The sequence below is a fragment of the Exiguobacterium sp. AT1b genome, from assembly GCF_000023045.1.
Taxonomy (GTDB): domain Bacteria; phylum Bacillota; class Bacilli; order Exiguobacteriales; family Exiguobacteriaceae; genus Exiguobacterium.
The window spans coordinates 1,574,946-1,599,764 of record NC_012673.1; the positions used below are offsets into that span (position 1 = coordinate 1,574,946).

General features: G+C 48.1%; 24 protein-coding genes and 2 other annotated features. All 24 genes read right to left on the minus strand.

The genetic code is table 11. The annotated features are described in order from the left end of the window. Positions 1–15: 15 nt before the first annotated feature. The 24 genes from rplC to gltX all read right to left on the minus strand — a co-directional run bounded on the left by rplC (position 16) and on the right by gltX (position 24,781). Complete coding sequence (gene rplC, locus EAT1B_RS08185) at positions 16–642, minus strand: 50S ribosomal protein L3 (protein WP_012727677.1); 627 nt, start codon at positions 640–642, stop codon at positions 16–18. 60 nt (positions 643–702) lie between these two features. Then, positions 703–1,011 carry a 30S ribosomal protein S10 gene (gene rpsJ, locus EAT1B_RS08190; protein WP_012727678.1) on the minus strand — a complete coding sequence of 103 codons (309 nt, stop codon included), beginning with the start codon at positions 1,009–1,011 and terminating at the stop codon, positions 703–705. 377 nt (positions 1,012–1,388) lie between these two features. Beyond that, positions 1,389–1,898: a hypothetical protein gene (locus tag EAT1B_RS08195; RefSeq protein WP_012727679.1), complete on the minus strand. Its 510-nt coding sequence runs from the start codon at positions 1,896–1,898 to the stop codon at positions 1,389–1,391. A gap of 108 nt (positions 1,899–2,006) precedes the next feature. After that, positions 2,007–3,194 carry an elongation factor Tu gene (gene tuf / locus EAT1B_RS08200; RefSeq protein WP_012727680.1) on the minus strand — a complete coding sequence of 396 codons (1,188 nt, stop codon included), beginning with the start codon at positions 3,192–3,194 and terminating at the stop codon, positions 2,007–2,009. A 113-nt stretch (positions 3,195–3,307) separates the two neighbouring features. After that, entirely contained in the window at positions 3,308–5,386 is a 2,079-nt protein-coding gene (gene fusA / locus EAT1B_RS08205) for an elongation factor G (RefSeq protein WP_012727681.1), read from the minus strand. 112 nt (positions 5,387–5,498) lie between these two features. Then, positions 5,499–5,966: a 30S ribosomal protein S7 gene (gene rpsG / locus EAT1B_RS08210; RefSeq protein WP_012727682.1), complete on the minus strand. Its 468-nt coding sequence runs from the start codon at positions 5,964–5,966 to the stop codon at positions 5,499–5,501. Between the two features lie 48 nt (positions 5,967–6,014). Then, positions 6,015–6,437 carry a 30S ribosomal protein S12 gene (gene rpsL, locus EAT1B_RS08215; RefSeq protein ID WP_012727683.1) on the minus strand — a complete coding sequence of 141 codons (423 nt, stop codon included), beginning with the start codon at positions 6,435–6,437 and terminating at the stop codon, positions 6,015–6,017. Between the two features lie 290 nt (positions 6,438–6,727). Next, positions 6,728–10,327: a DNA-directed RNA polymerase subunit beta' gene (rpoC, locus tag EAT1B_RS08220; protein ID WP_012727684.1), complete on the minus strand. Its 3,600-nt coding sequence runs from the start codon at positions 10,325–10,327 to the stop codon at positions 6,728–6,730. A 22-nt stretch (positions 10,328–10,349) separates the two neighbouring features. Further along, positions 10,350–13,898, minus strand: coding sequence for a DNA-directed RNA polymerase subunit beta (gene rpoB / locus EAT1B_RS08225; RefSeq protein WP_012727685.1), 3,549 nt, complete (start codon positions 13,896–13,898; stop codon positions 10,350–10,352). Positions 13,899–14,091: 193 nt separating this feature from the next. Beyond that, entirely contained in the window at positions 14,092–14,688 is a 597-nt protein-coding gene (locus EAT1B_RS08230) for a class I SAM-dependent methyltransferase (protein ID WP_012727686.1), read from the minus strand. 79 nt (positions 14,689–14,767) lie between these two features. Beyond that, positions 14,768–15,136 (minus strand): 50S ribosomal protein L7/L12, encoded by a 369-nt coding sequence (gene rplL / locus EAT1B_RS08235; RefSeq protein WP_012727687.1) that lies wholly within the window; start codon positions 15,134–15,136, stop codon positions 14,768–14,770. A 60-nt stretch (positions 15,137–15,196) separates the two neighbouring features. Further along, on the minus strand, positions 15,197–15,703 hold the full coding sequence (rplJ, locus tag EAT1B_RS08240) for a 50S ribosomal protein L10 (protein ID WP_012727688.1): 507 nt from the start codon (positions 15,701–15,703) through the stop codon (positions 15,197–15,199). Between the two features lie 44 nt (positions 15,704–15,747). Further along, positions 15,748–15,901 (minus strand) — a sequence feature (ribosomal protein L10 leader region). A gap of 59 nt (positions 15,902–15,960) precedes the next feature. Then, positions 15,961–16,647 carry a 50S ribosomal protein L1 gene (rplA, locus tag EAT1B_RS08245; RefSeq protein ID WP_012727689.1) on the minus strand — a complete coding sequence of 229 codons (687 nt, stop codon included), beginning with the start codon at positions 16,645–16,647 and terminating at the stop codon, positions 15,961–15,963. A gap of 94 nt (positions 16,648–16,741) precedes the next feature. Beyond that, complete coding sequence (rplK, locus tag EAT1B_RS08250) at positions 16,742–17,167, minus strand: 50S ribosomal protein L11 (protein ID WP_012727690.1); 426 nt, start codon at positions 17,165–17,167, stop codon at positions 16,742–16,744. Between the two features lie 147 nt (positions 17,168–17,314). Next, on the minus strand, positions 17,315–17,866 hold the full coding sequence (nusG, locus tag EAT1B_RS08255) for a transcription termination/antitermination protein NusG (protein WP_012727691.1): 552 nt from the start codon (positions 17,864–17,866) through the stop codon (positions 17,315–17,317). A gap of 16 nt (positions 17,867–17,882) precedes the next feature. Further along, the gene (secE, locus tag EAT1B_RS08260; RefSeq protein WP_012727692.1) at positions 17,883–18,053 is read right to left on the minus strand and encodes a preprotein translocase subunit SecE; all 171 of its coding nucleotides are present in this window, start codon (positions 18,051–18,053) and stop codon (positions 17,883–17,885) included. Between the two features lie 34 nt (positions 18,054–18,087). Further along, positions 18,088–18,234, minus strand: a complete 147-nt coding sequence (rpmG, locus tag EAT1B_RS15770; RefSeq protein ID WP_012727693.1) for a 50S ribosomal protein L33 — start codon at positions 18,232–18,234, stop codon at positions 18,088–18,090. A 128-nt stretch (positions 18,235–18,362) separates the two neighbouring features. Further along, entirely contained in the window at positions 18,363–19,004 is a 642-nt protein-coding gene (gene sigH, locus EAT1B_RS08265; protein ID WP_012727694.1) for an RNA polymerase sporulation sigma factor SigH, read from the minus strand. A gap of 209 nt (positions 19,005–19,213) precedes the next feature. Beyond that, on the minus strand, positions 19,214–19,753 hold the full coding sequence (locus EAT1B_RS08270; protein ID WP_012727695.1) for an NYN domain-containing protein: 540 nt from the start codon (positions 19,751–19,753) through the stop codon (positions 19,214–19,216). Beyond that, entirely contained in the window at positions 19,750–20,499 is a 750-nt protein-coding gene (gene rlmB / locus EAT1B_RS08275) for a 23S rRNA (guanosine(2251)-2'-O)-methyltransferase RlmB (RefSeq protein ID WP_031421850.1), read from the minus strand. Before rlmB ends, EAT1B_RS08270 begins: the two co-directional genes overlap by 4 nt. Before the next feature lie 109 nt (positions 20,500–20,608). Further along, positions 20,609–21,013 (minus strand): Mini-ribonuclease 3, encoded by a 405-nt coding sequence (locus EAT1B_RS08280; RefSeq protein WP_012727697.1) that lies wholly within the window; start codon positions 21,011–21,013, stop codon positions 20,609–20,611. Continuing rightward, positions 21,010–22,407, minus strand: coding sequence for a cysteine--tRNA ligase (cysS, locus tag EAT1B_RS08285; protein ID WP_012727698.1), 1,398 nt, complete (start codon positions 22,405–22,407; stop codon positions 21,010–21,012). The genes EAT1B_RS08280 and cysS overlap by 4 nt, the downstream gene beginning before the upstream one ends. Next, positions 22,376–23,065, minus strand: coding sequence for a serine O-acetyltransferase (cysE, locus tag EAT1B_RS08290; RefSeq protein ID WP_012727699.1), 690 nt, complete (start codon positions 23,063–23,065; stop codon positions 22,376–22,378). The genes cysS and cysE overlap by 32 nt, the downstream gene beginning before the upstream one ends. 51 nt (positions 23,066–23,116) lie before the next feature. After that, positions 23,117–23,324 (minus strand) — a binding site (T-box leader). Beyond that, positions 23,324–24,781 carry a glutamate--tRNA ligase gene (gltX, locus tag EAT1B_RS08295; RefSeq protein WP_193343265.1) on the minus strand — a complete coding sequence of 486 codons (1,458 nt, stop codon included), beginning with the start codon at positions 24,779–24,781 and terminating at the stop codon, positions 23,324–23,326. It overlaps the preceding feature by 1 nt. Positions 24,782–24,819 lie beyond the last annotated feature (38 nt).

The following is a 24,819-nucleotide window of genomic DNA, read 5'->3' on the forward strand; positions in this document are numbered from 1 at the left end:
TTTCCGTGCAGTTAATTAGTTACCTTTGACCGCTGATTTGATGATGACGTTCGATTTACGAGCGCCTGGGATAGCACCTTTCACGAGGAGAAGGCCACGTTCCACATCAACTTTAACGACTTCAAGGTTTTGAATTGTTTTACGCTCTCCACCCATTTGACCAGGAAGAAGTTTCCCTTTAAATACGCGGTTAGGAGCGACAGGACCCATCGAACCAGGACGACGGTGGTAGCGCGAACCGTGAGCCATTGGTCCACGTGATTGTCCGTGACGCTTGATCGCACCTTGGAATCCTTTACCTTTCGATGTACCTGTTACGTCTACTAATTCACCTGCAGCGAAAATGTCTGCCTTAATCTCTTGACCGATTTCGTATCCTTCTACTGAAGTACGAACTTCTTTGATGAAGCGCTTAGGTGTCGCGTTTGCTTTCGCAGCGTGACCTTTTGATGGTTTGTTTTGACGTGATTCTTTGATGTCTCCGAAACCAAGTTGAACTGCTTCGTAACCGTCTGTGTCAACTGTTTTAAGTTGAAGAACGACGTTACCTTCTACAGCAACTACTGTTACTGGTACAACTTCGCCTGCTTCGTTGAAGATTTGAGTCATACCAAGTTTTGTTCCTAAGATTCCTTTAGCCATGAGATACACCTCCTGTTAATAATTATTGTCTCTTCTGGCTAGTATCTACTATATGAAGAATTAAAGTTTGATTTCGATGTCTACACCTGATGGTAACTCGAGACGCATAAGCGCATCGACTGTTTTCGGTGTTGGATTTACGATGTCGATCAAGCGTTTGTGTGTACGCATTTCGAACTGCTCACGAGCATCTTTGTACTTGTGAACCGCACGAAGGATCGTGTAAATCGATTTTTCAGTTGGGAGCGGGATTGGACCCGATACCTTTGCACCTGAACGCTTCGCAGTGTCAACGATCTTCTCAGCTGATTGATCGAGAACGCGATGGTCATATGCTTTTAAACGAATACGAATTTTTTCATTTGCCATGTTTGTTTCCCTCCTTTGTCGCCTATTTTAAAAATAGACAATTCTCCGCGGAAATTTCCACACCGGCCATGGCAATGCTGCCTGGCGTGTCATAACCTCCCGCTTCAACGCAGCGTGCTTGTGTCAGCAGAGGCATCCGATCATTGCAAATCAACGATTGGACCCGTTTTCTGCTGTAAAGTCTCTCACCACTCGCACAAACACTTAATCATTATATCTAATCTGGTCATGGAATGCAAGATTAGATTTTTGAAGTTGCTGGTTGTCTGATGAGTTGCTCAACGTTCCCTAATGTAACAAGATTCGCGAGCTTTTGCAAGTAAAAATTCATTCTTTTATTGAACTATTTTTCAAACGAACTCCCATGTCAACTCGACCTAGCGTTTCATCACCTCTCCAAAACGCTCTGTAACCTCTTCTATGACCGATTGTGGGGCTCGTTTCAAACAGTCTTGAACAATTCCTTCATTAATACTATGCGTCTTGAAATAGCGGACCAATGACGCTAGTTTATCCTCTCGTCCGATGACCGTGTAAAGGACGACCCATTCCTCTAGGTGCATCCATTGTCCATCCGGTTCAATGAAAGGATGTGTATAGATTCCGTCGGTACACTTCATCCGGAAACTAGACATGACGTCCACATCTGTCCCCTCGAATACATACTCTCCAAAGTAGGTCGTTACGTATGCGTCGTGAGGGTCTGACGATTTCTTCTCCCCGGCGCGACTGAGTACGCGATCGATTTTTTCAAACTGGTCCGGTTCAACAAAAACATCGATGTCATTCGTTACCTCGACGATGCCATGATGCTTTAACAGCTCAGAACCGCCAATGCGATACGCAATCCCATTCAAGCGGCAAATGGTCTCTAGTTGCTTCAACATGACGCCACTCCTTTCTCGTATGCCTCATCTTAACATGTTGTGATGAAAACACAAAAAAGCAGCCCGCATATTGCGGACTGCTTCATGTTGTTCAGTTGAACCAATCGATTACTCGATGATTTCTGTTACTGAACCAGCACCTACAGTACGGCCACCCTCACGGATAGAGAAACGTGTACCGTCTTCGATCGCGATTGTAGAAATCAATTCGATCGTCAACTCGATGTTGTCTCCTGGCATTACCATTTCAGTACCTTCTGGAAGGTGAACGATACCTGTTACGTCAGTTGTACGGAAGTAGAACTGCGGGCGGTAGTTCGCGAAGAATGGCGTGTGACGGCCACCCTCTTCTTTAGAAAGAACGTAGATTGATGCTTTGAATTTAGAGTGTGGTGTGATTGAACCTGGCTTAGCAAGTACTTGTCCACGCTCGATGTCGTCACGTGATACACCACGGAGAAGTGCACCGATGTTGTCGCCAGCTTCAGCATAGTCAAGAAGCTTACGGAACATCTCTACACCAGTACATACAGTTTTCTTCGTTTCTTCTGTAAGACCAACGATTTCGATCTCGTCGTTGACGCGGAGAACACCACGCTCAACACGACCAGTCGCTACAGTACCACGACCAGTGATTGAGAATACGTCCTCAACAGGCATCATGAAGTCTTTTTCAGTGTCACGAACTGGTTCTGGGATGTACTCATCAACAGCGTTCATGAGTTCCATAACTTTTTCTTCCCACTGAGCTTCACCGTTAAGTGCGCCAAGTGCAGAACCTTTGATTACAGGGAGGTCGTCGCCTGGGAAGTCGTATTCAGAAAGAAGTTCACGGATTTCCATTTCAACGAGTTCGAGAAGCTCTTCGTCGTCTACCATGTCAACTTTGTTCATGAATACTACGATGTAAGGAACACCTACTTGACGTGAAAGAAGGATGTGCTCACGTGTTTGTGGCATTGGGCCATCTGTTGCAGATACAACGAGGATCGCGCCATCCATTTGTGCAGCACCAGTGATCATGTTTTTAACATAGTCAGCGTGTCCTGGGCAGTCAACGTGTGCGTAGTGACGCTTGTCAGTTTCGTACTCGATGTGAGCTGTTGCGATTGTGATACCGCGCTCGCGCTCTTCTGGAGCACCATCGATTTGGTCGAACTTAGTAGCTGCTTTACCTTGTGCTTTTGAAAGTACAGCAGAGATTGCTGCAGTCAAAGTTGTTTTACCGTGGTCGACGTGGCCGATTGTACCAACGTTAACGTGCGGTTTAGAACGGTCGAATTTTTCTTTACCCATTCTAGATTCCTCCTCTATTAAACGATTAGTTTTATTTAACTAGGAAGACGTAGGCTACTTTTAACATACGTCCTCCTTAGCTTACAACAATCAATCTAGCGATACAACCGTTATTAGCCGTTCGCTTTTTTGACGATTTCTTCAGCGATTGATTTCGGTACTTCTTCGTAGTGATCGAAGTGCATCGAGTACGTTCCACGTCCTTGTGTACGTGAACGAAGTGATGTTGCGTAACCGAACATTTCTGAAAGTGGAATCATCGCTTTAACGACTTGTGCGTTACCGCGAGCTTCCATACCTTCTACGCGTCCACGGCGTGACGTAACGTCACCCATGATGTCACCCATGTATTCTTCTGGGATAACAACTTCAACACGCATCATTGGCTCAAGGATGACAGCTTTCGCTTGGTCCTTAAGTTGTTTAACCGCCATCGAAGCAGCAACTTTAAACGCCATCTCGTTCGAGTCGACATCGTGGTACGAACCGAATACGAGACGAGCTTTAACGTCTACTACTGGGTAACCAGCGAGGATACCGTTTTCGAGAGCTTCTTCAATCCCGTTTTGAACAGCAGGGACGTATTCACGTGGTACAACACCACCGACGATCTTGTTCTCGAACTCGAATCCAGCGCCTTCTTCGTTCGGCTCGAATTCTACGACAACGTGACCGTACTGACCGCGTCCACCAGACTGACGAACGAATTTCGAATCGATCTTCGCAGCGCCACGGATTGTTTCACGGTAAGCAACTTGTGGTGCACCAACGTTAGCTTCTACTTTGAATTCGCGACGCATACGGTCAACGAGGATATCAAGGTGAAGCTCACCCATACCAGAGATGATCGTTTGACCAGTCTCAGGGTTTGTTTCAGTGCGGAATGTTGGATCTTCTTCTGCGAGTTTCGCAAGAGCTTGACCCATCTTATCTTGGTCTGCTTTCGATTTAGGCTCGATTGCAACCGAGATAACTGGTTCTGGGAACGTCATTGACTCGAGAACGATGTTATCTTTCTCAGAGCAAAGCGTGTCACCAGTAGTCGTGTCTTTGAAGCCAACAGCAGCGGCGATGTCACCAGCGAATACCATTGGAATCTCTTCACGGCTGTTTGCGTGCATTTGAAGGATACGACCGAGACGCTCACGCTTCCCTTTAGTCGAGTTCTTCACGTATGATCCCGCTTCAGCTGTACCAGAGTACACGCGGAAGAACGTCAATTTACCGACGTAAGGGTCAGTCATAACTTTGAACGCAAGTGCTGAGAATGGAGCTTCGTCAGAAGGCTCACGTGTGATTTCTTCCTCTGTATCGAGGTTGATCCCTTTGATTGACTCTACATCAACTGGTGATGGGAGGTAATCAACAACGGCGTTAAGCATGAGCTGAACACCTTTGTTCTTGAAGGCAGAACCAACGAGTACAGGGTAGAATTCAACGCTAAGTGTCGCTTGACGGATTGCAGCTTTCAATTCATCGATTGAAATCTCTTCACCTTCAAGGTACTTCATCATCAACTCTTCGTTGAAGTCAGCAACACCTTCGATCAATTGACCGCGAAGTTCTTCAGCTTGGTCAGCCATGTCAGCTGGGAAGCCATCTGTTACTTCGATGTCAGTACCGAGGTCGTTGTTGTACATGTAAGTCTTCATTTCAACGAGATCGATGATCCCTTTGAAATCGTCCTCTGCTCCGATTGGGAGTTGGATCGCGTAAGCGTTCGCTTGAAGACGATCGTGGAGCGTCTTCACAGAGTACAAGAAGTCTGCGCCGATTTTATCCATCTTGTTGACGAATACGACACGTGGTACACCATATGTCGTCGCTTGACGCCATACAGTTTCTGTTTGTGGTTCTACACCTGACTGAGCGTCAAGTACAGCAACCGCACCATCAAGTACACGGAGTGAACGTTCAACTTCTACAGTGAAGTCTACGTGTCCAGGTGTATCGATGATGTTTACACGGTGGCCATTCCACTGTGCTGTTGTCGCAGCCGAAGTGATCGTGATTCCACGCTCTTGCTCCTGCTCCATCCAGTCCATTTGTGAAGCACCTTCGTGCGTTTCACCAATTTTATGGATACGACCTGTGTAATAAAGAATACGTTCAGTTGTTGTCGTTTTACCGGCATCGATGTGAGCCATGATCCCGATGTTACGAGTATTCTTTAGGGAGAATTCTCTTGCCATACTGGGTATTCTCCTTCCGCATGTTTGATTTTCGTGTGCGCGCACACGATATGATTATACCCGAAAGCCACTCCGTTAAGCCATGCTTGGCGGAGTGGACTTTACGATTAAATTACCAACGATAGTGAGCAAACGCTTTGTTAGCTTCTGCCATTTTATGCATGTCTTCGCGTTTCTTAACAGATGCACCAGTGTTGTTGGCTGCATCCATGATTTCGTTCGCGATACGTTGCTCCATCGTTTTTTCGTTGCGGAGACGAGCGTAGTTCACGAGGTAACGAAGACCAAGTGTTGTACGGCGCTCTGGACGAACTTCTACAGGAACTTGGTAGTTAGCTCCACCTACACGGCGTGCTTTAACTTCAAGTACAGGCATGATGTTGTTCATTGCTTCTTCGAACACTTCCATAGGCTCTTTGCCTGAGCGTTCAGCGATGATGCCAAATGCGTTGTAAATGATAGTTTGAGCTGTACCTTTTTTACCGTCTAACATGACACGGTTAATGAGGCGAGTTACCAATTTCGAGTTGTAGATCGGATCTGCGATAACGTCACGACGTTCTGCACGGTTTTTACGCATCCGAGTACCCTCCTTTCAAAATTTCAATTGTAGTTTAGTTTGCGAGAATTACTTCTTCGCAGCTTTCGGACGTTTCGTACCGTATTTAGAACGGCCTTGCATACGTCCATCAACACCTGCAGTGTCAAGCGCACCACGAACGATGTGGTAACGTACCCCTGGTAAGTCTTTTACACGTCCTCCACGGATAAGAACAACGCTGTGCTCTTGAAGGTTGTGGCCAATACCTGGGATGTACGCAGTCACTTCGATTTGGTTAGTCAAACGAACACGAGCATACTTACGAAGCGCCGAGTTCGGTTTCTTCGGAGTCATTGTACCAACACGTGTACAAACACCACGTTTTTGTGGCGAGCTCACGTTTGTTTGTGACTTGATGAAACTGTTGTAACCTTTGTTAAGTGCTGGAGAGTCAGATTTCACGACTTTCGATTTACGTCCTTTACGGACTAACTGGTTAATAGTAGGCATCTTTGAAGATCCTCCCTTCCTGAATGTTGCTATTTTCTAGTCCCACCGACCCGGGTGGTTCATTTAAGGTCATAACGAAACGTTTTTACGAGGCGTAGGCATTCCATGACCTCGCAAAAACGTGAGTTATACCTTGAAAGTGGCAATTGTAGCAGCCAAACCTTCCCGTAGAAAGTTCGGATGGACGTCCAAGTAGCTTGCCGACTGCTGGACATCGTTGTCATCGACAACAACCGATTGGCGGCACTAAATCATAGTAGCACCGCCAACCTGCGCTGTCAAGACGTATTTTACTCGACTGTTGTATCTTCGAGCGCAACTGGCGCCTCATCTTCTTTGAGTTCCACATCACGGTAGACGGCCATTCCAGTACCAGCTGGAACGAGTTTACCGATGATGACGTTCTCTTTGAGTCCGAGGAGATAGTCACGTTTCCCTTTGATTGCTGCATCTGTCAAGACGCGAGTCGTTTCTTGGAACGAAGCCGCTGAGAGGAACGAATCTGTCTCAAGTGAGGCTTTCGTGATTCCGAGAAGGACTGGTTTCGCAGTCGCTGGGTGTTTTCCATCACGAATCGCATCTTTACACGCTTCTTTGAAGACGCTGATGTCGACGAGTGATCCAGGGAGAAGTGGTGTGTCACCTGATTCGATAACTTTGACACGACGAAGCATTTGGCGAACCATGACCTCAACGTGCTTATCACCGATTTCTACCCCTTGCATCCGGTAAACTTTTTGAACTTCTTGGAGAAGATAGTTCTGAACACCAGATACACCACGGACGGCGAGCAATTCTTTCGGATCGATCGAACCTTCCGTGAAGACTTCACCGGCTTCTACTGTGTCGCCGATTTGAACGCGGAGACGCGCTCCGAATGGAATCGTGTATGAGCGAGTCTCACTGAATCCTTCGACCGTGAGTTCACGCTTGTCACGCGATTCTGTGAAGTCGATGACCGTACCAGAGATTTCCGAGATGACCGCTTGACCTTTCGGGTTACGGGCTTCGAATACCTCTTGGATACGTGGAAGACCTTGTGTGATATCGTCTCCGGCAACCCCACCTGTGTGGAAGGTACGCATTGTAAGCTGCGTTCCTGGCTCACCGATTGATTGTGCGGCAATGATACCGACGGCTTCCCCGACTTCAACATTTGATCCAGTTGCCAAGTTGCGTCCGTAACACTTCTTACATACGCCGTGTGACGTGTTACATGTGAAGGCTGTACGGATTTCAACTTTTTCAACACCCGCATCAACGATGATGCGCGCGATGTCTTCTGTGATCAATTCGTTCTTATCGATCAACACTTCGCCCGTTTCAGGGTGTGTGACCGTTTCGAACGATGTACGTCCGACGAGACGGTCGTACAAGCTTTCGATTTCTTCCGTACCTTCGCGGAGTGCAGAAACACGGATCCCGCGGTCTGTTCCACAATCTTCTTCACGGATGATGACATCTTGCGCTACGTCAACGAGACGACGTGTCAAGTAACCTGAATCGGCTGTCTTCAAGGCTGTATCGGCAAGACCTTTACGAGCCCCGTGAGTCGAGATGAAGTACTCTTGAACCGTCAGACCTTCACGGAATGACGATTTGATTGGAAGTTCGATGATGCGACCAGATGGAGCGGCCATCAAACCACGCATACCCGCAAGCTGCGTAAAGTTCGATGCGTTACCACGGGCACCTGAGTCAGACATCATGAAGATTGGGTTCAAGCGGTTGAGGGATTTCATCAATCGAGATTGAATTTCATCCTTCGCTTCGTTCCAAGCACGTACAACGCGCTCGTAACGCTCATCTTCAGTGATGAGACCACGACGGAACGACTTCATGATTTGGTCAACTTGCTTTTGTGCTTCATCAAGGATTTCTTGTTTATCCGGAAGTACGATGATATCGGCAATCCCAACTGTCACACCCGCTTTTGTCGAGTGCTTGAAGCCAAGATCTTTCATCCGGTCAAGCATGCGGCTTGTTTCCGTCGTTTCAAACTTCTGGAACACTTCCGCGATGACTTTTCCAAGGAAACCTTTTTTGAACGGGTCGATGATTGGACGTGATGCGATTTCTTCCGCAACGTTCGCCCCTTTGTCGATGAAGTACTTATCAGGCGTTGCTTCCTGTAAGTTTTCCATCGTCGGCTCGTTCAAGTATGGGAACGTGTTTGGCAAGATTTCGTTGAAAATCATCTTACCAACTGTCGTAATGAGCAATTTCTCGTTCTGTTCGTCTGTGAACGTCGGGTTGTTGAGCGTACGTGCCGGAAGTGCCACACGCGAGTGCAAGTGGACATAACCGTTTTGGTAAGCAATCAACGCTTCGTTGACGTTCGAGAACACTTTCCCTTGACCGACGGCATCTTCACGTTCGAGTGAGATGTAGTAGTTACCGAGGACCATATCCTGCGATGGTGTAACAACTGGTTTTCCGTCTTTCGGGTTCAAGATGTTCTGCGCAGCGAGCATGAGAAGACGTGCTTCCGCTTGTGCTTCTGCAGAGAGCGGAACGTGGACGGCCATTTGGTCACCATCGAAGTCGGCGTTGTATGCCGTACATACGAGTGGGTGAAGGCGAATCGCACGACCTTCAACAAGAATCGGTTCGAATGCTTGAATACCGAGGCGGTGAAGTGTCGGGGCACGGTTCAAGAGGACCGGATGCTCACGAATGACTTCTTCAAGGACGCCCCAGATTTCAGGTTGCATCTTCTCGATTTTGCGTTTGGCGTTCTTGATGTTTGAAGCGATGCCGCGACCGACAAGCTCTTTCATCACGAACGGTTTGAAGAGTTCAAGTGCCATCTCTTTTGGAAGACCACACTGGTACATCTTCAAGTTCGGACCTACGACGATAACCGAACGTCCTGAATAGTCGACCCGTTTACCGAGAAGGTTTTGACGGAAACGACCTTGTTTCCCTTTCAACATATGTGAAAGTGATTTAAGTGGACGGTTACCAGGACCTGTTACCGGACGACCACGACGACCGTTGTCGATGAGGGCGTCAACCGCTTCTTGAAGCATACGCTTCTCGTTTTGCACGATGATGTTCGGCGCGCCGAGGTCGAGCAAACGTTTGAGACGGTTGTTCCGGTTGATGACTCGACGATACAAATCGTTCAAGTCAGATGTCGCAAAGCGTCCACCATCAAGCTGTACCATCGGGCGAAGCTCTGGTGGGATGACAGGAAGTACTTCAAGGATCATCCAGTCTGGATTGTTTCCTGAAGTGAAGAATGCATCGAGAACTTCCAAGCGCTTGATCGCACGTGTACGACGTTGACCTTGGACTGTTTTCAACTCTTCACGAAGCTCGCCTACTTCTTTTTCAAGATTCACGTCTTGAAGAAGTGTACGGATGGCTTCAGCACCCATGTCTGCTTTGAAGTCGCTACCGTATTTTTCACGATAGAGACGGAATTCTTTTTCCGAGAGAAGTTGTTTCTTCTCAAGCGGAGTATCACCTGGCTCTGTGACCACGTAAGATGCGAAGTAAATGACTTCTTCAAGCGCACGTGGTGACATGTCGAGAACAAGCCCCATGCGGCTTGGAATCCCTTTGAAGTACCAGATGTGCGAAACTGGTGCCGCGAGCTCGATATGGCCCATTCGCTCGCGACGCACTTTCGCTTTCGTCACTTCAACGCCACAGCGGTCACAAATGACTCCTTTATAACGGATACGTTTGTATTTCCCACAGTAACATTCCCAGTCTTTCGTAGGACCGAAGATTCGTTCACAGAATAATCCGTCCTTCTCTGGTTTAAGTGTACGATAGTTGATCGTTTCCGGCTTTTTGACTTCACCGTAAGACCACGAACGGATCTTCTCTGATGAAGCCAAGCCGATTTTCATATATTCAAATCGATTAACATCTACCAAGGGGCCGACCTCCCTTTTCGCCTTATTCCTCTTCCGTAACAGTCGGTTGAACGACTTGTTCTAACGCCGATGTTGCGTTCGGGATGTTGTCGTCATCTTCATCTTTCATTTCGACTTCTTCATCATCCGCTGACATCATCTTGACTTCCATACCGAGCGCTTGAAGCTCTTTGATCAAGACGCGGAATGATTCAGGAACGCCCGCTTTCGGAACGCTCTCGCCTTTCACGATGGCCTCATATGCTTTCACACGACCGACCGTGTCATCCGACTTGATTGTCAAGATTTCTTGGAGCGTGTAGGCTGCGCCGTACGCTTCAAGAGCCCAAACTTCCATCTCCCCGAAGCGCTGACCACCGAACTGTGCTTTACCACCGAGCGGTTGTTGCGTGACGAGTGAGTATGGTCCTGTCGAACGAGCGTGAAGTTTGTCATCAACCATGTGCGCGAGTTTGATCATGTACATGACACCGACCGAGACGCGGTTATCGAACGGTTCACCCGTACGACCGTCATAGAGACGCGTTTTCGCATCTTTATCCATACCAGCCTCTTCAATCGTTGCCCATACGTCTTCCTCACGCGCTCCATCGAATACAGGTGTTGCCACTTTGATACCGAGCTTCTTCGCCGCCATACCAAGGTGGAGTTCAAGTACCTGACCGATGTTCATACGAGATGGTACCCCAAGCGGGTTGAGCATGATGTCAACCGGTGTACCGTCTGGCATGTATGGCATATCTTCTTCAGGGAGGATTCGCGAGATAACACCTTTGTTACCGTGACGTCCCGCCATCTTATCCCCTTCGTGAATCTTACGTTTTTGAACGATATAGACACGTACCATTTGGTTGACGCCTGGAGACAATTCGTCACCGTTTTCACGGTCGAACACTTTGACATCCAAGATGATTCCATCTCCACCGTTTGGTACACGAAGTGACGTATCACGTACTTCACGTGCCTTCTCACCGAAGATTGCGTGCAAGAGACGCTCTTCCGCTGTCAATTCCGTAACGCCCTTAGGTGTTACTTTACCGACGAGGATATCGCCGTCTTTGACTTCAGCTCCGATGCGGATAATTCCACGATCGTCCAAGTTACGAAGTGCGTCATCTCCGACGTTTGGAATATCACGTGTGATTTCCTCTGGTCCGAGTTTCGTGTCGCGTGACTCTGACTCGTACTCTTCGATATGAATCGACGTGTACACGTCATCTTTCACGAGACGCTCACTCATGATGATCGCATCCTCGTAGTTGTAACCATCCCATGTCATGAAGGCAACGACGACGTTACGGCCGAGCGCGAGCTCACCCATATCCATCGATGGACCGTCTGCAAGGATTTCTCCTTTTTCGACACGGTCACCCGCTGCGATGATTGGTTTTTGGTTATAACATGTCCCTTGGTTCGAACGGACATATTTTTGAAGTTTGTAACGGTCAAGGTCACCTGAAACTTCAGAACCGTTCACGTCAGACGTGCGACGGATCAAGATTTCACGTGCTGTGACGCGTTCGACGACACCTGGGTGTTTCGCAACGATAGCTGCCCCAGAGTCTTTCGCAGATACGTACTCCATGCCGGTACCGACAATCGGTGAATCCGGTTGAAGGAGCGGTACTGCTTGACGTTGCATGTTCGCTCCCATGAGGGCACGGTTCGAGTCATCGTTCTCGAGGAACGGGATACATGCTGTCGCGGCAGAAACAACCTGTTTCGGCGAAACGTCCATGTAGTCCACTCGACTTGGCTCGACTGACAAGTTTTGTCCGCGGAAACGGCAAAGAACTTGTTCGTCTGCAAAGTGGCCATCTTCTGTGAGCGGCATGTTTGCCTGTGCGACGACATAGAGGTCTTCCTCGTCAGCCGTCATATATTGAATGTCGCCAGTGACAAGACCTGTTTCCGGGTCAACACGACGGTATGGTGCTTCGATGAAACCGTACTCGTTCACTTTCGCATAAGACGAGAGTGAGTTGATGAGTCCGATGTTCGGTCCCTCTGGTGTTTCGATTGGACACATCCGACCGTAGTGCGAATAGTGAACGTCTCGAACTTCGAAACCGGCACGCTCACGTGTCAAACCACCCGGTCCAAGTGCAGAGAGACGACGCTTGTGCGTGAGCTCTGCGAGCGGGTTCGTTTGGTCCATGAACTGTGACAATTGCGAGCTACCAAAGAACTCTTTAAGTGATGCGATAACCGGGCGGATGTTGATGAGCGCCTGTGGTGTGATCGCATTTTGATCTTGAATCGACATACGTTCTTTTACGACACGTTCCATACGGGAAAGCCCGATTCGGAATTGGTTTTGGAGAAGTTCTCCGACTGAACGAAGACGACGGTTTCCTAAGTGGTCGATGTCATCTGTTGTTCCGACCTCGTGAAGTAAGTTGAAGAAGTAGTTGATTGAAGCGATAATATCGGCTGGCGTAATGTGTTTTACGCTGCGATCGATATTGCCATTTCCGATGATGTTCAAGATACGCTCTCCATCTGGGTCATCCGGTGAGATGACTTTGATTGACTGAAGACCGAATGGCTCACCTTCAGCGACACCACCAGTTGGTTCCGCATCGATATAGCCAAGGCCGTTCTCCAAGTGCGGGAGGATACGATCTAAGTTGCGGCGGTCGAGGATTGTTCCAGCTTCAGCGAGTACTTCGCCTGTTTCCGGGTCCACGAGCGTTTCCGCTAATTTTTGACCGAACAAACGGTTCTTAAGATGAAGTTTTTTGTTCATCTTATAGCGACCGACGTTCGCTAAGTCGTAACGTTTCGGGTCGAAGAAACGTGACACGAGAAGAGACTTCGCATTTTCTACCGTTGGTGGTTCACCAGGGCGGAGACGCTCGTAAATCTCGATCAACGCTTTCTCTGTAGACTCTGTATTATCTTTTTCAAGGGTGTTACGAAGGTATTCGTCATCCCCGAGAAGGTCGATAATTTCTTGGTCCGTACCGAATCCGAGGGCACGCAACAACACCGTTACCGGAATTTTACGGGTACGGTCGATACGAACATAAACGATATCTTTGGCATCTGTCTCGAGTTCGAGCCAAGCACCACGGTTCGGGATGACAGTTGCGCCAAATCCACGTTTACCGTTTTTATCGAGTTTAGCGTTATAGTACACGCTCGGTGAACGGACAAGCTGGGAAACGATGACGCGTTCTGCACCATTGATGATAAATGTTCCCGATTCTGTCATGAGTGGGAAATCCCCCATGAACACTTCTTGTTCTTTGAGCTCACCTGTCTCTTTGTTTTGGAGACGCACTTTTACGCGAAGTGGCGCAGAATAAGTAACGTCGCGCTCCTTCGATTCATCGATTGAATACTTCGGCTCACTGAGCGAGTAATCGATGAACTCCAATACGAGGTTTCCTGTGAAGTCGGAAATCGGTGAAATGTCTGTGAACATTTCCTTCAATCCTTCACGCAAGAACCACTCGTAAGAAGCAGTTTGAATTTCAATCAAATTCGGAAGCTCTAATACCTCACTGATACGGGCAAAGCTTCTTCTCTGACGGTGACGACCGTACTGAACAAGTTGACCAGTCAACTGATTCACCTCTCAGACCCCCAATTCTTTAGCGAATTTTTCGGGCGTAATAATCGAACATTGTCATTGAATGTCGCTCGTTTTCCGTCTCTAAAAAGCGGCAGACACGGCAGTTTCAAGCGAATTCCATTCCAATGGCATTTTATAATGTTAGCATATACGTTATAGCGAGTCAACAAGACTTCACCGTTTGTCAAGACCGAATTGCTCGGAAAATAAAGTAACCTTTTTCTTTCGCGATCGTTTCAACTTGACCAAACACCTCTTCTAATAACTTTTTAGCAGAAGGTGCTCCTTGTTTCTTTTGAATGACGACATAGATTGCTCCTCCATCGACGAGGTGCGTATGTGCTTCACGCAAGATCGTATGGACGACTTGTTTCCCCGCACGAATCGGCGGATTGGTGACAATGGCGGCAAACCGTTCTCCCCCCACCGCGTCATACGCGTGAGAAAGCCGTGTTTCGACCGTCACTCCATTACGGGCGGCGTTTTGCTCAGAGAGCGCCAGCGCACGCTCATTCACATCAATGAGCAAGGCCTCACGCCCAGAGGCATCGGCAAGCGAGATCCCCATCGGACCATAGCCGCAGCCTACATCTAAAATACGTCCCGACACATCAGGCATCTCAAACGTTTCAATTAAAAGACGTGACCCAAAATCGACCGACCCTTTCGAGAACACACCGCGGTCCGAAGTGAAGTGATACTGTTTCCCTCGCAACTCATACGTCCATGTCTCTGGGGCACTTTCCGAACGTGGATCGTTCGTATAGTAATGATCTCCCATGCGTTGAACCTCCTAACCCATTCTTCAAGGAAATAAAAGAAGCTCGCCATGGCGAGCTTCTATAGGTTGTGAAGTTGAATTACTTAACTTCAACAGATGCGCCAGCTTCTTCAAGCTTAGCTTTGATTGCGTCAGCGTCTTCTTTAGAAACGCCTTCTTTGACTGGAGCTGGAGTTCCGTCAACGAGTGCTTTTGCTTCTTTAAGACCGAGACCTGTGATTTCACGAACAGCTTTGATGACGTTGATTTTACCAGCGCCAGCGTTTGTGAGGATTACGTCGAATTCAGTTTTCTCTTCAGCTGCTGCGCCTGCGCCAGCACCTGCAACTGCTACTGGAGCTGCTGCTGATACGCCGAATTCTTCTTCGATTGTTTTTACGAGTTCGTTAAGTTCGAGAACCGTCATTGATTTGAGGTCTTCGATGAATTGCTCTTTGTTGAAAGCCATTATGGTTTTCCTCCTTTGATGTTGTGAAAAAGTTTTTTGAGTTACGCTACGCGACAAAAATTAAGCTGATTGCTCTTCTTTTTGTTCTGCGATTGCATTTGTTGCGACTGCGAGCCCACGGATTGGAGCTTGAAGTACGCTGAGAAGCATCGAGAGAAGACCATCGCGTGATGGAAGTTCTGCAAGGGCTTTGATTTCTTCGAGTGAAGAAACTTTACCTTCGATGATTCCGCCTTTGAGTTCGAGCGCTTTGTGCTCTTTCGAGAAGTCGTTCAAGATCTTCGCTGGAGCAATAACGTCTTCTTTAGAGAAGGCGATTGCTGTAGGACCAGTGAAGACTTCGTCAAGACCTTCGAAGTTCGACTGAGTAGCTGCGCGGCGAAGAAGACCGTTCTTGTAAACTTTGAACTCGATTCCAGCGTCACGGAGTGATTTACGGAGTGTAGTCACTTCTTCAACTGTAAGTCCGCGGTAGTCAACAACAACTGTTCCAACGCTCGCTTGCATTTTCTCAGCGATTTCATCGACGAGTGCCGATTTCTGAGCTACGATTTTTTCGTTTGCCATGTGTTTGCACCTCCTAGTCAATTCTTATACCGGACGAGAGGCTGCTCTCCAAAAGAAATCCCTCGTATGAAGACATACGAGGGCGTAATTGTTTGAAAGTAAACCTGTGACAACAGGCTCAAGTTCGAGCAAAGACACCTCGGAAGGGTTTACGGACCGATGTCCACCTTCTGTCTACGGTAATCCAACATATTCGGTTGAACGTGTATTACTTTATCAGCGGTGTCACACGTTGTCAACAATTTATTTCAACAAGATTACTTAAGGAAATCTGCAGTCGCTACACGGATCCCAGGACCCATTGTAGATGAAAGCGAGATGTTTTTAAGGTAAGTTCCTTTTGCAGTAGCAGGCTTCACTTTCATGAGTGTTTCGAGAATTGTCTCGATGTTCTCAGAGAGTTTAGATGCTTCAAATGATTTCTTACCAACTGGAACGTGGATGTTACCAGCTTTATCAACACGGTATTCAACTTTACCAGCTTTGATATCCGCGATTGCTTTTTCTACGTCGAAAGTAACTGTTCCTGTTTTCGGGTTAGGCATGAGGCCTTTAGGTCCGAGAACACGACCAAGTTTACCAACTTCACCCATCATGTCAGGTGTCGCAACGATTACATCGAAGTCGAACCATCCTTGTTGGATTTTGTTGATGTACTCAGCGTCGCCAACGTAGTCTGCTCCAGCAGCTTCCGCTTCTTTCACTTTCTCACCTTTTGCGAAGACGAGAACTTTTTGTGTTTTACCAGTACCGTGTGGAAGTACAACGGCACCACGGATTTGTTGGTCTGCTTTCTTCGGATCTACGCCGAGACGGACAGCAACTTCGATTGTTTCATCGAATTTAGCAGTAGCTGTTTTTTGAACGAGCTCGACAGCTTCAGCGAGGTCGTATGACTTCGTGCGGTCAACAAGCTTAGCTGCTTCTTGGTGTTTTTTACCCATGATCTTTTCCTCCTTGTGGTTAGCGGAATTTCCTCCCACATAATGAAGGGATTGAAGGTGAGCAGTATTCACCGACAACCCCAGAGACTAGCAATTAGTCTTCGATTACAATACCCATACTACGTGCAGTACCTTCAACCATAAGCATCGCTGTTTCTACAGATGATGCGTTAAGGTCAGGCATTTTAAGTTCAGCGATTTCGCGAACTTTGTCACGCTTAACCGTTGCTACTTTCTTACGGTTTGGTTCACCAGAACCACTCTCGATACCAGCAGCTTTCTTCAAGAGAACTGCAGCTGGTGGAGTTTTCGTAATGAATGTAAACGAACGATCTTCGTATACCGTGATGACTACAGGAATAATCAATCCGGCTTGGTCTTGTGTACGAGCGTTGAACTCTTTACAGAATCCCATGATGTTAACACCTGCTTGACCAAGTGCTGGACCTACTGGTGGAGCTGGGTTTGCTTTACCAGCTGGGATTTGAAGTTTAACGAGTTTAGAAACTTTTTTCGCCACGAGACACACCTCCTTAAGTCTAAAATGTGGTTTCTTGGACGTTGTGCGCCCTCCCACTCAATCTATTAGGTCGAGTTTGTACCGAAATAAAGCACAACATCAAACATTTTCGATTGTACCATCCGTTTTACGGATTAGCAAGTGGGTTTAGTTAATTTTCTGAACTTGTTCGAAATCAAGCTCAATTTTTGTTTCACGACCGAACATGTCGACCACGACTTTGAGCTTCTCTTTGTCGGCTTCAATCTCGTCGATTGTTCCTTCAAAGTTCTCAAATGCGCCTTCTTTCACGCGGACAAGGTCACCGAGTTCATAGTTGTAACGATCTTTCTTCTCGATGAGTCCCATTTGTGACAAGACGTTTGTCACTTCGTCCGGTTGGAGTGGGATCGGTTTTGCCCCACCACCCGTTGAACCGAGGAAGCCGGTGACGTTTGGCGTGTTGCGGACAACATACCATGAATCGTCAGTCATGACCATCTCTACGAACACATAGCCCGGGAAACTTTTGACTTCACGCTCTTTGATTTTCTTCTCGCCACTCTTCAATGTGACTTCTTCTTGCGTCGTTTCAGTCGGGACGAGGACGCGGAAAATTTTATCTTCCATGTTCATCGAACCGATTCGACGTTCTAGGTTTTCTTTGACGTTATTCTCAAAACCTGAGTACGTCTGGACAACAAACCATTGTTTCTCCACGGCTTTCACCTCTTCCTTAGTTAATCAATAAATTGACGAGATAACTGACGCCAGTATCTACGCCGAACACGAACAGGCCAATCACGACAACAGTCGCGATGACAGTAATGGTATATTTCGTGAGTTCTTTACGAGTCGGCCAACTCGTTTTCTTCAACTCTTTCCATACGTCGCGCAAAAAGTTCATGGTAGCTTCCTCCTACATTGAATGCCAATCTACGTTACTTTGATTCCCGATGCAGCGTATGCGCGTTACAGCGGCGACAAAACTTCTTCATTTCAAGCCGTGTCGACACGCCGTCTTTTTTTGTCGTCGAGTACTCTCGAGACCCGCATTCTGAGCAAGCGAGACTTACTTTCTTTGCCATTCATAAGCGCCCCTTTCGACTACTCTCTCTTAAAAAAGAGCGAAAAAAAAACGCCTCCTGTAAATGGCGTCTACGGACAAGGCGCTGCTTTTAAAGTATCACATAGGAGGCACGCGGTCAATAATCGGTTAGCTCGTGAGCATCCGGACGTCGACATGACGCTCGAATTTCTTCTTCACGCGCTGTAACGCATTATCGATCGATTTGACATGACGATCGAGGTCGTCTGAAATCTCTTGATAAGAGCGCCCGTCTAAATAAAGACGCAAGACTTTCCGTTCGAGGTCACTCAAGATCTCATCCATCTTCGCTTCCATGAACGACTGTTCTTCCTGTGTCACGATCAATTCTTGTGGGTCAGTCGGATGTGGTGGCAAGATGACATCGAGCAACGTCCGGTCAGACTCTTCATCAAAAATTGGTTTATCGAGTGACACATATGAATTGAGCGGAATATGTTTTTGGCGTGTCGCCGTCTTGATTGCCGTGATCATCTGACGGGTGATGCACATCTCGGCAAAGCTTTTGAATGACGCAAGTCGTTCGTCCTTATAATCACGCACACCTTTATAAAGGCCGATCATCCCTTCTTGGACGATGTCCTCGTGATCTGCACCAATCAAAAAGTATGAACGTGCCTTCGCCCGCACAAAATACCGGTATCGTTCAATCAAAAACTCGAGCGCGTCGCTATCCCCTTCGTTGCGCGCCAATAAGACCAACTCTTCGTCTGACATTTTTTCAAACTGTTCGTACGGCCATCCGTTCATGCTCGTTACCCCCCGGCGATTGATCCTGAACTATGTAAGGTTGTGTCCCATTATAGGACTCCCTACTCCTATGCGTCAAACAAATTTCTAAAAATTCCGTCAATTGAATACTGTGTAACTCATATATGTAATAGTATACAACATTCCTTTGCAAAAAAATGTCAAAATCGAAACAAAGACGAGTCCATTTGATGAACTCGTCCGTGATTTCAATCACCTTTTGATTTGCGACGTCGCATTTCTTCAAACTTCGCTTGAATATGCGGTGGAATATCAATCGTCTTCCGATTCGCTTGTTCTTTCTCGAGCGACACACGCTGTTGTTCAATCAATGTTTTCGCATGCTTCCAATCTTTCAACAGTTCCGTTGCCGGGACGCGCAATGCGCCTTGACCAAAGATGACCCACTGCTCCGTGAAATCGTTCGTCGCGACGAATAATGTAATGAGCCGGTCATCCACTAATTCATGGGCACGCCGCTCAATCCATTCGTCCGCTGTCTCATTCTCTTTCGTATAGACAACGTCGACCCGACTCCGCTTCTCTTTGGATTCACGACCATAGCGCATATGGGCGTCAAACACGATGGTGACCTCTTTGCCGGACACAGCCTGATATTCTGCCATCGCCTCAATCAACAGATTGCGTGCTTGTTCAAAATCTACGTCGCGGAGACTTCTCAAGTGAGGCCACGCGCCGATGATATTATATCCGTCGACAAGAAGGAGCTCACGCTTCAGGATACTCATGCCAATGGATGACGTGAGCGATGCACCTCATACAGGAGGAGCGCCGCTGCAACAGATGCATTGAGTGACGTGACATGACCGACCATCGGTAAATGAACAAGGAAGTCGCACGATTCGCGCACGAGTCGGCTCATCCCTTTGCCTTCACTTCCAATGACCACAACGAGTGGCATATTTCCATCCAATCGACGATAGTCCTGACTTTCTTTCGCATCGGTCCCGACGACCCACAATCCTTTTTCCTTCAACTCTTCAAGTGTCCGCGTCAAGTTCGTCACGCGCGCCACCGGAATATGCTCAATCGCACCGGTTGAAGCTTTGGCGACCGTTTGAGTCAAACCGACCGAGCGGCGTTTCGGAATGATGATCCCGTGTGCGCCAACGGCATCGGCGGTCCGTAAAATCGAACCGAGATTGTGCGGGTCTTCGAGCTCATCTAGTAAAATGAAGAGCGGTGTCTCCTCTTTCGAAGCTGCGAGAGCGAACATGTCCTCAACTGTTTTGTATTCATAAGCCGCAACTGCCGCAACGACTCCTTGGTGATGTTCACTGCCAGCCATCTTCTCAAGTTTCGTTTTTGGGACGAATGACACTTGGACCGATGCTTCGTTCGCCATCGCGATAATTTGAGCGAGTGGGCCCTTTTGCTGACCTTCCATAATGAATACTTTATTCATATCCCGACCACTTCGCAGTGCCTCGAGTACCGGGTTACGACCGTAAAGGAAGTCAATCCCTTCCTCCATCACATCGACTTCCTTATAGTCAGGGCGTTCTGCCTTTTGGCGACGCGCGCGATCTGGTCGTTCCCCACGAGGGCGGTCAAACGTTCGTTTCTCCGCTCCCCGATTTCCGTCATGTCGTTTCGGTCGACTCGGCTTCGAGTCGTTCGAACGCTTGTTTGATGAGTTCTTCAAGACGATCCCTTCTTTCTGTCAAATAGATATACCCAATCAGGGCCTCGAATGCCGTGGAATAACGATACGTGTGCACATCGACCCGTTTCGGAACCGATCCTGATTTCGCATTCTTTCCACGTCTGACGACAGCCTGTTCCTCTTCCGTCAACACATCCGTCTCTAACCAAAATGTCACGACGCTCGCCTGCGCCCGTGCATTGACATAGCGAACCGCACCCCGGTGTAAGTCATTCGGGCGCGTCAATCCTTTCTCAAGCAGGCGTCTCCGTACAGCCATTTCGTATACCACGTCTCCCATATAAGCGAGAGCGAGGGCATTCATTTGTTTCGGTTGCATCATAACCGCTTCCACCGAACCCCTTGGGCCGTGTCTTCGAGTTGGATGTTTTGTTCTTTTAGTAAATCACGAATCTCGTCGGCCCGGGCAAAATTACGTGCCGCCCGTGCGTCGTTCCGTTCTTGAATCAATTGGTCGATCTCGGCATCCAATAGTTCTTTTTCTTCTGCCAACGTCAAGCCGAGGACACCCGTCAATTCATCAAATAGCGACAGGACCTGTTCAAGCGTCGCTTTTGCCACATGATCGGCCTTCGCATAAATGTTCGCTTCCCGTGCCAAGTCAAAGAGGACGGTCACGGCGTTGGCCGTATTGATATCATCATCCATTGACTCGATGAAAGACGCCTTGATGGATTCAAGCTTCCGTTCCATCGACTCGCTCGCCTCTCCAAGTCCAGCTGTGACCGACAAGCGATATTCAATATTTTGGTAAGCTTCCTTGATTCGGCTCCAGCCGTTCGCCGCTTGTTCAATCAATTCTCGGCTATAGTTGATCGGATGACGATAATGGACAGACAACATGAAGAAGCGCAGGACCATCGGGTCGACTTCTTTCAACGCCTCATGGACGAGGAGGAAGTTTCCGAGCGACTTAGACATCTTCTCATTTTCAATGTTAATGAAGCCGTTATGCAGCCAATAGTTGGCGAACTTCGCATGGTTGCAAGCTTCCGACTGAGCAATCTCGTTCTCGTGGTGTGGGAATTTTAAATCATGCCCGCCCGCGTGAATATCAATCGTTGTCCCGAGATGTTTTTTCGCCATCGCCGAGCATTCGATATGCCAGCCCGGACGTCCTTTGCCCCACGGACTATCCCATGATGGTTCATCCGGTTTAGCCGCTTTCCATAGAACGAAGTCGAGCGGGTCTTCTTTCTTCTCTCCGACATCGACACGTGAACCGGCCCGCAAATCTTCAATCGATTGCTGACTCAGCTTCCCGTACGTCTCAAACTTCTTCGTCCGGAAATACACGTCTCCTTCTGATTCATAAGCGAACCCTTCCGTCTCCAATTGACGAATGAACTCGATGATTTCTTCCATCGTATCAGTAACACGCGGATGCACGTCTGCCGGTTGAACGTTAAGTGCCCCTGTATCTGCTAAATACGCCTCGATATAGCGATTCGTCAGCGTCTCCGTGTCTTCTCCTAATTCATTCGCCGTACGAATGATCTTGTCATCCACGTCTGTAAAGTTCAAGACGTATTTGACCTCGTACCCACGATACGTCAAGTAGCGGCGGACCGTGTCGAAGGCGATCGCCGGTCGGGCGTTTCCGACATGAATGTAGTTATAAACGGTCGGACCGCATACGTACATCGATACTTTACCCGGAACAATCGGGACAAACGGTTCTTTTTTATTCGTGAGACTGTTGTACAGCTGAATCATGTGTCTTCTCCTCCATCCGCTTTTCAAGCGTCGCTAATTTTTGTTGTAGTTCATCCACTGCCGCTTCTAAGCGTTCTTGGCATTCGCGGTCCGGATCTGGGAAACGATGATCTAGATCATGTTGCTTCACACGCTTACCGTTTCGAATGACGACACGACCTGGAATCCCGACCACGGTCGAATCAGACGGCACATCGTTCAATACGACCGAGCTCGCTCCGATTTTGACGCAATCGCCGACCGTGATGTTCCCAAGTACTTTCGCCCCCGCTGAAATAAGCACGTCACTCCCGATTGTCGGGTGACGCTTCCCTTTCTCTTTCCCCGTTCCACCCAGGGTGACGCCTTGATAGATGGTGACGTCATTCCCGATAATCGCCGTCTCACCGATGACGACACCGAAACCGTGATCGATGAACACGCGGTCCCCAAGGACTGCCCCCGGATGAATTTCAATCCCGGTCAACCAACGACTGAACTGGGCTAATAATTTGGCCACCAGTTTCACGTTACGTTTCCATAATCCGTGCGCGATGCGGTGTGCCCATATGGCGTGAAGGCCTGGGTAAGTCAGTGCCACTTCTACTTTCGAACGAGCGGCAGGGTCTAGTTCCAGGACAGTCCGCAAGTCTTCGCGTACACTGCTCCAAAATCCCATAATCGATATCTCCTTTTCTTATACAAAAACAAAGACGCCCCTGTGCCAAGGCACAGAGACGCCGTAAGCGCGGTTCCACTCTGTTTGGGAAAATGCGTTCCCCTCTCAAGTCTCGTTAACGCCGAGTCACGGCCTCGACTACATATCGCCGAGACGGCTCCGAGGTGCACTTCTTCGGGGGACACATCTAGAACTCCCAGCCTAGGTTCTAGTCTCTGCAACGTGTCGTACCGCTTACTTTCCTCATCGATGCCTTTATTACGCTAATAAAGTTGTCAGACGCTTCAACACACGCTCTTTTCCGATTAACGAAATGGCGTTCGGGAGTTCCGGTCCATGTGTTTGCCCTGTCGTAGCGACACGGATCGGCATGAACAAGTTCTTCCCTTTTTGACCGGTCGCTTTTTGCGTCGCTTTCGTCGCCGCTTTAATCGCTTCCGGTGTGAAGTCTTCGATTGCTTCGAGCTGCTGTTTGAACTCTGCAAGAACAGCAGGTACCGTTTCACCTGAAAGGACAGCGTTCGCTTCCTCGTCATACTCGATTTCATCTTTGAAGAACAAGTCTGTCAACGCGACGATTTCTGCTCCGTGCGTCATTTGTTCTTTATACAATGCAATCAAGTTTGTCGCCCAATCCGCTTCCTCAACAGATACCGCCTCGGGTAATCGTCCTGCTTCTTGTAAGAATGGTAAACTGAGTGCCACCACTTCGTCAAGCGTGGCCTTCTTCATGTATACACTGTTGATCCAAGAAAGTTTTTGTTGGTCAAAAACTGCCGGACTCTTCGACAAACGTTTCGCATCAAACATTTCAATGAACTCTTCTTTTGAGAAGATTTCTTCTTCCCCGACCGGTGACCAGCCAAGGAGCGAAATGAAGTTAAAGAGTGCTGCTGGCAAGTAGCCGAGATCCGCATATTGTTCGATGAACTGAATAATCGATTCGTCCCGTTTTGATAACTTCTTATGTTGGTCATTGTAGATGAGCGTCATGTGACCGAATTCAGGATAGTCCCAACCGAGTGCATCATAGACCATCATCTGTTTCGGTGTGTTCGCGATGTGATCGTCCCCACGCAACACGTGACTGATCTTCATCAAATGGTCGTCCACGACAACTGCGAAGTTGTACGTCGGAATGCCATCCTGTTTCACGATGACCCAGTCACCGAAATCTTTTGATTCAAACGAGACGTCTCCTTTGACGACATCTGTCCATTTATACGTCACGCCTTCCGGCACACGGATCCGAATAGACGGTTTACGCCCTTCCGCTTCAAACGCTTCACGCTCTTCAACAGTGAGGTTACGGTGCGCACCCGAATAACGTGGTGCCTCCCCACGTGCGATTTGTGCTTCACGCTCTGCTTCAAGCTCCTCAGAAGTCATGTAGCATTTATAAGCGAGGCCTTTGCTCATCAACTCGTTGACGTATTTTTCATAAATCGCAAGACGCTCCATTTGATAATATGGGCCGTAGTCTCCGTCACGACCTGGACCTTCATCCCAGTCGATGCCGAGCCATTCCAAGTATTTCATCTGACTCTCGACACCGTTCAACACATTCCGTTTCTGGTCAGTGTCTTCAATCCGAAGAATCATTTTTCCGCCAGCATGGCGAGCAAATAAGTAGTTAAACAACGCAGTCCGCGCATTTCCGATATGGAGATGCCCCGTCGGACTAGGCGCATAGCGTACACGCACTTCACTCATAATAGTTCCACCTTTCTTCTCTTCTGCCCAAATAGTATACC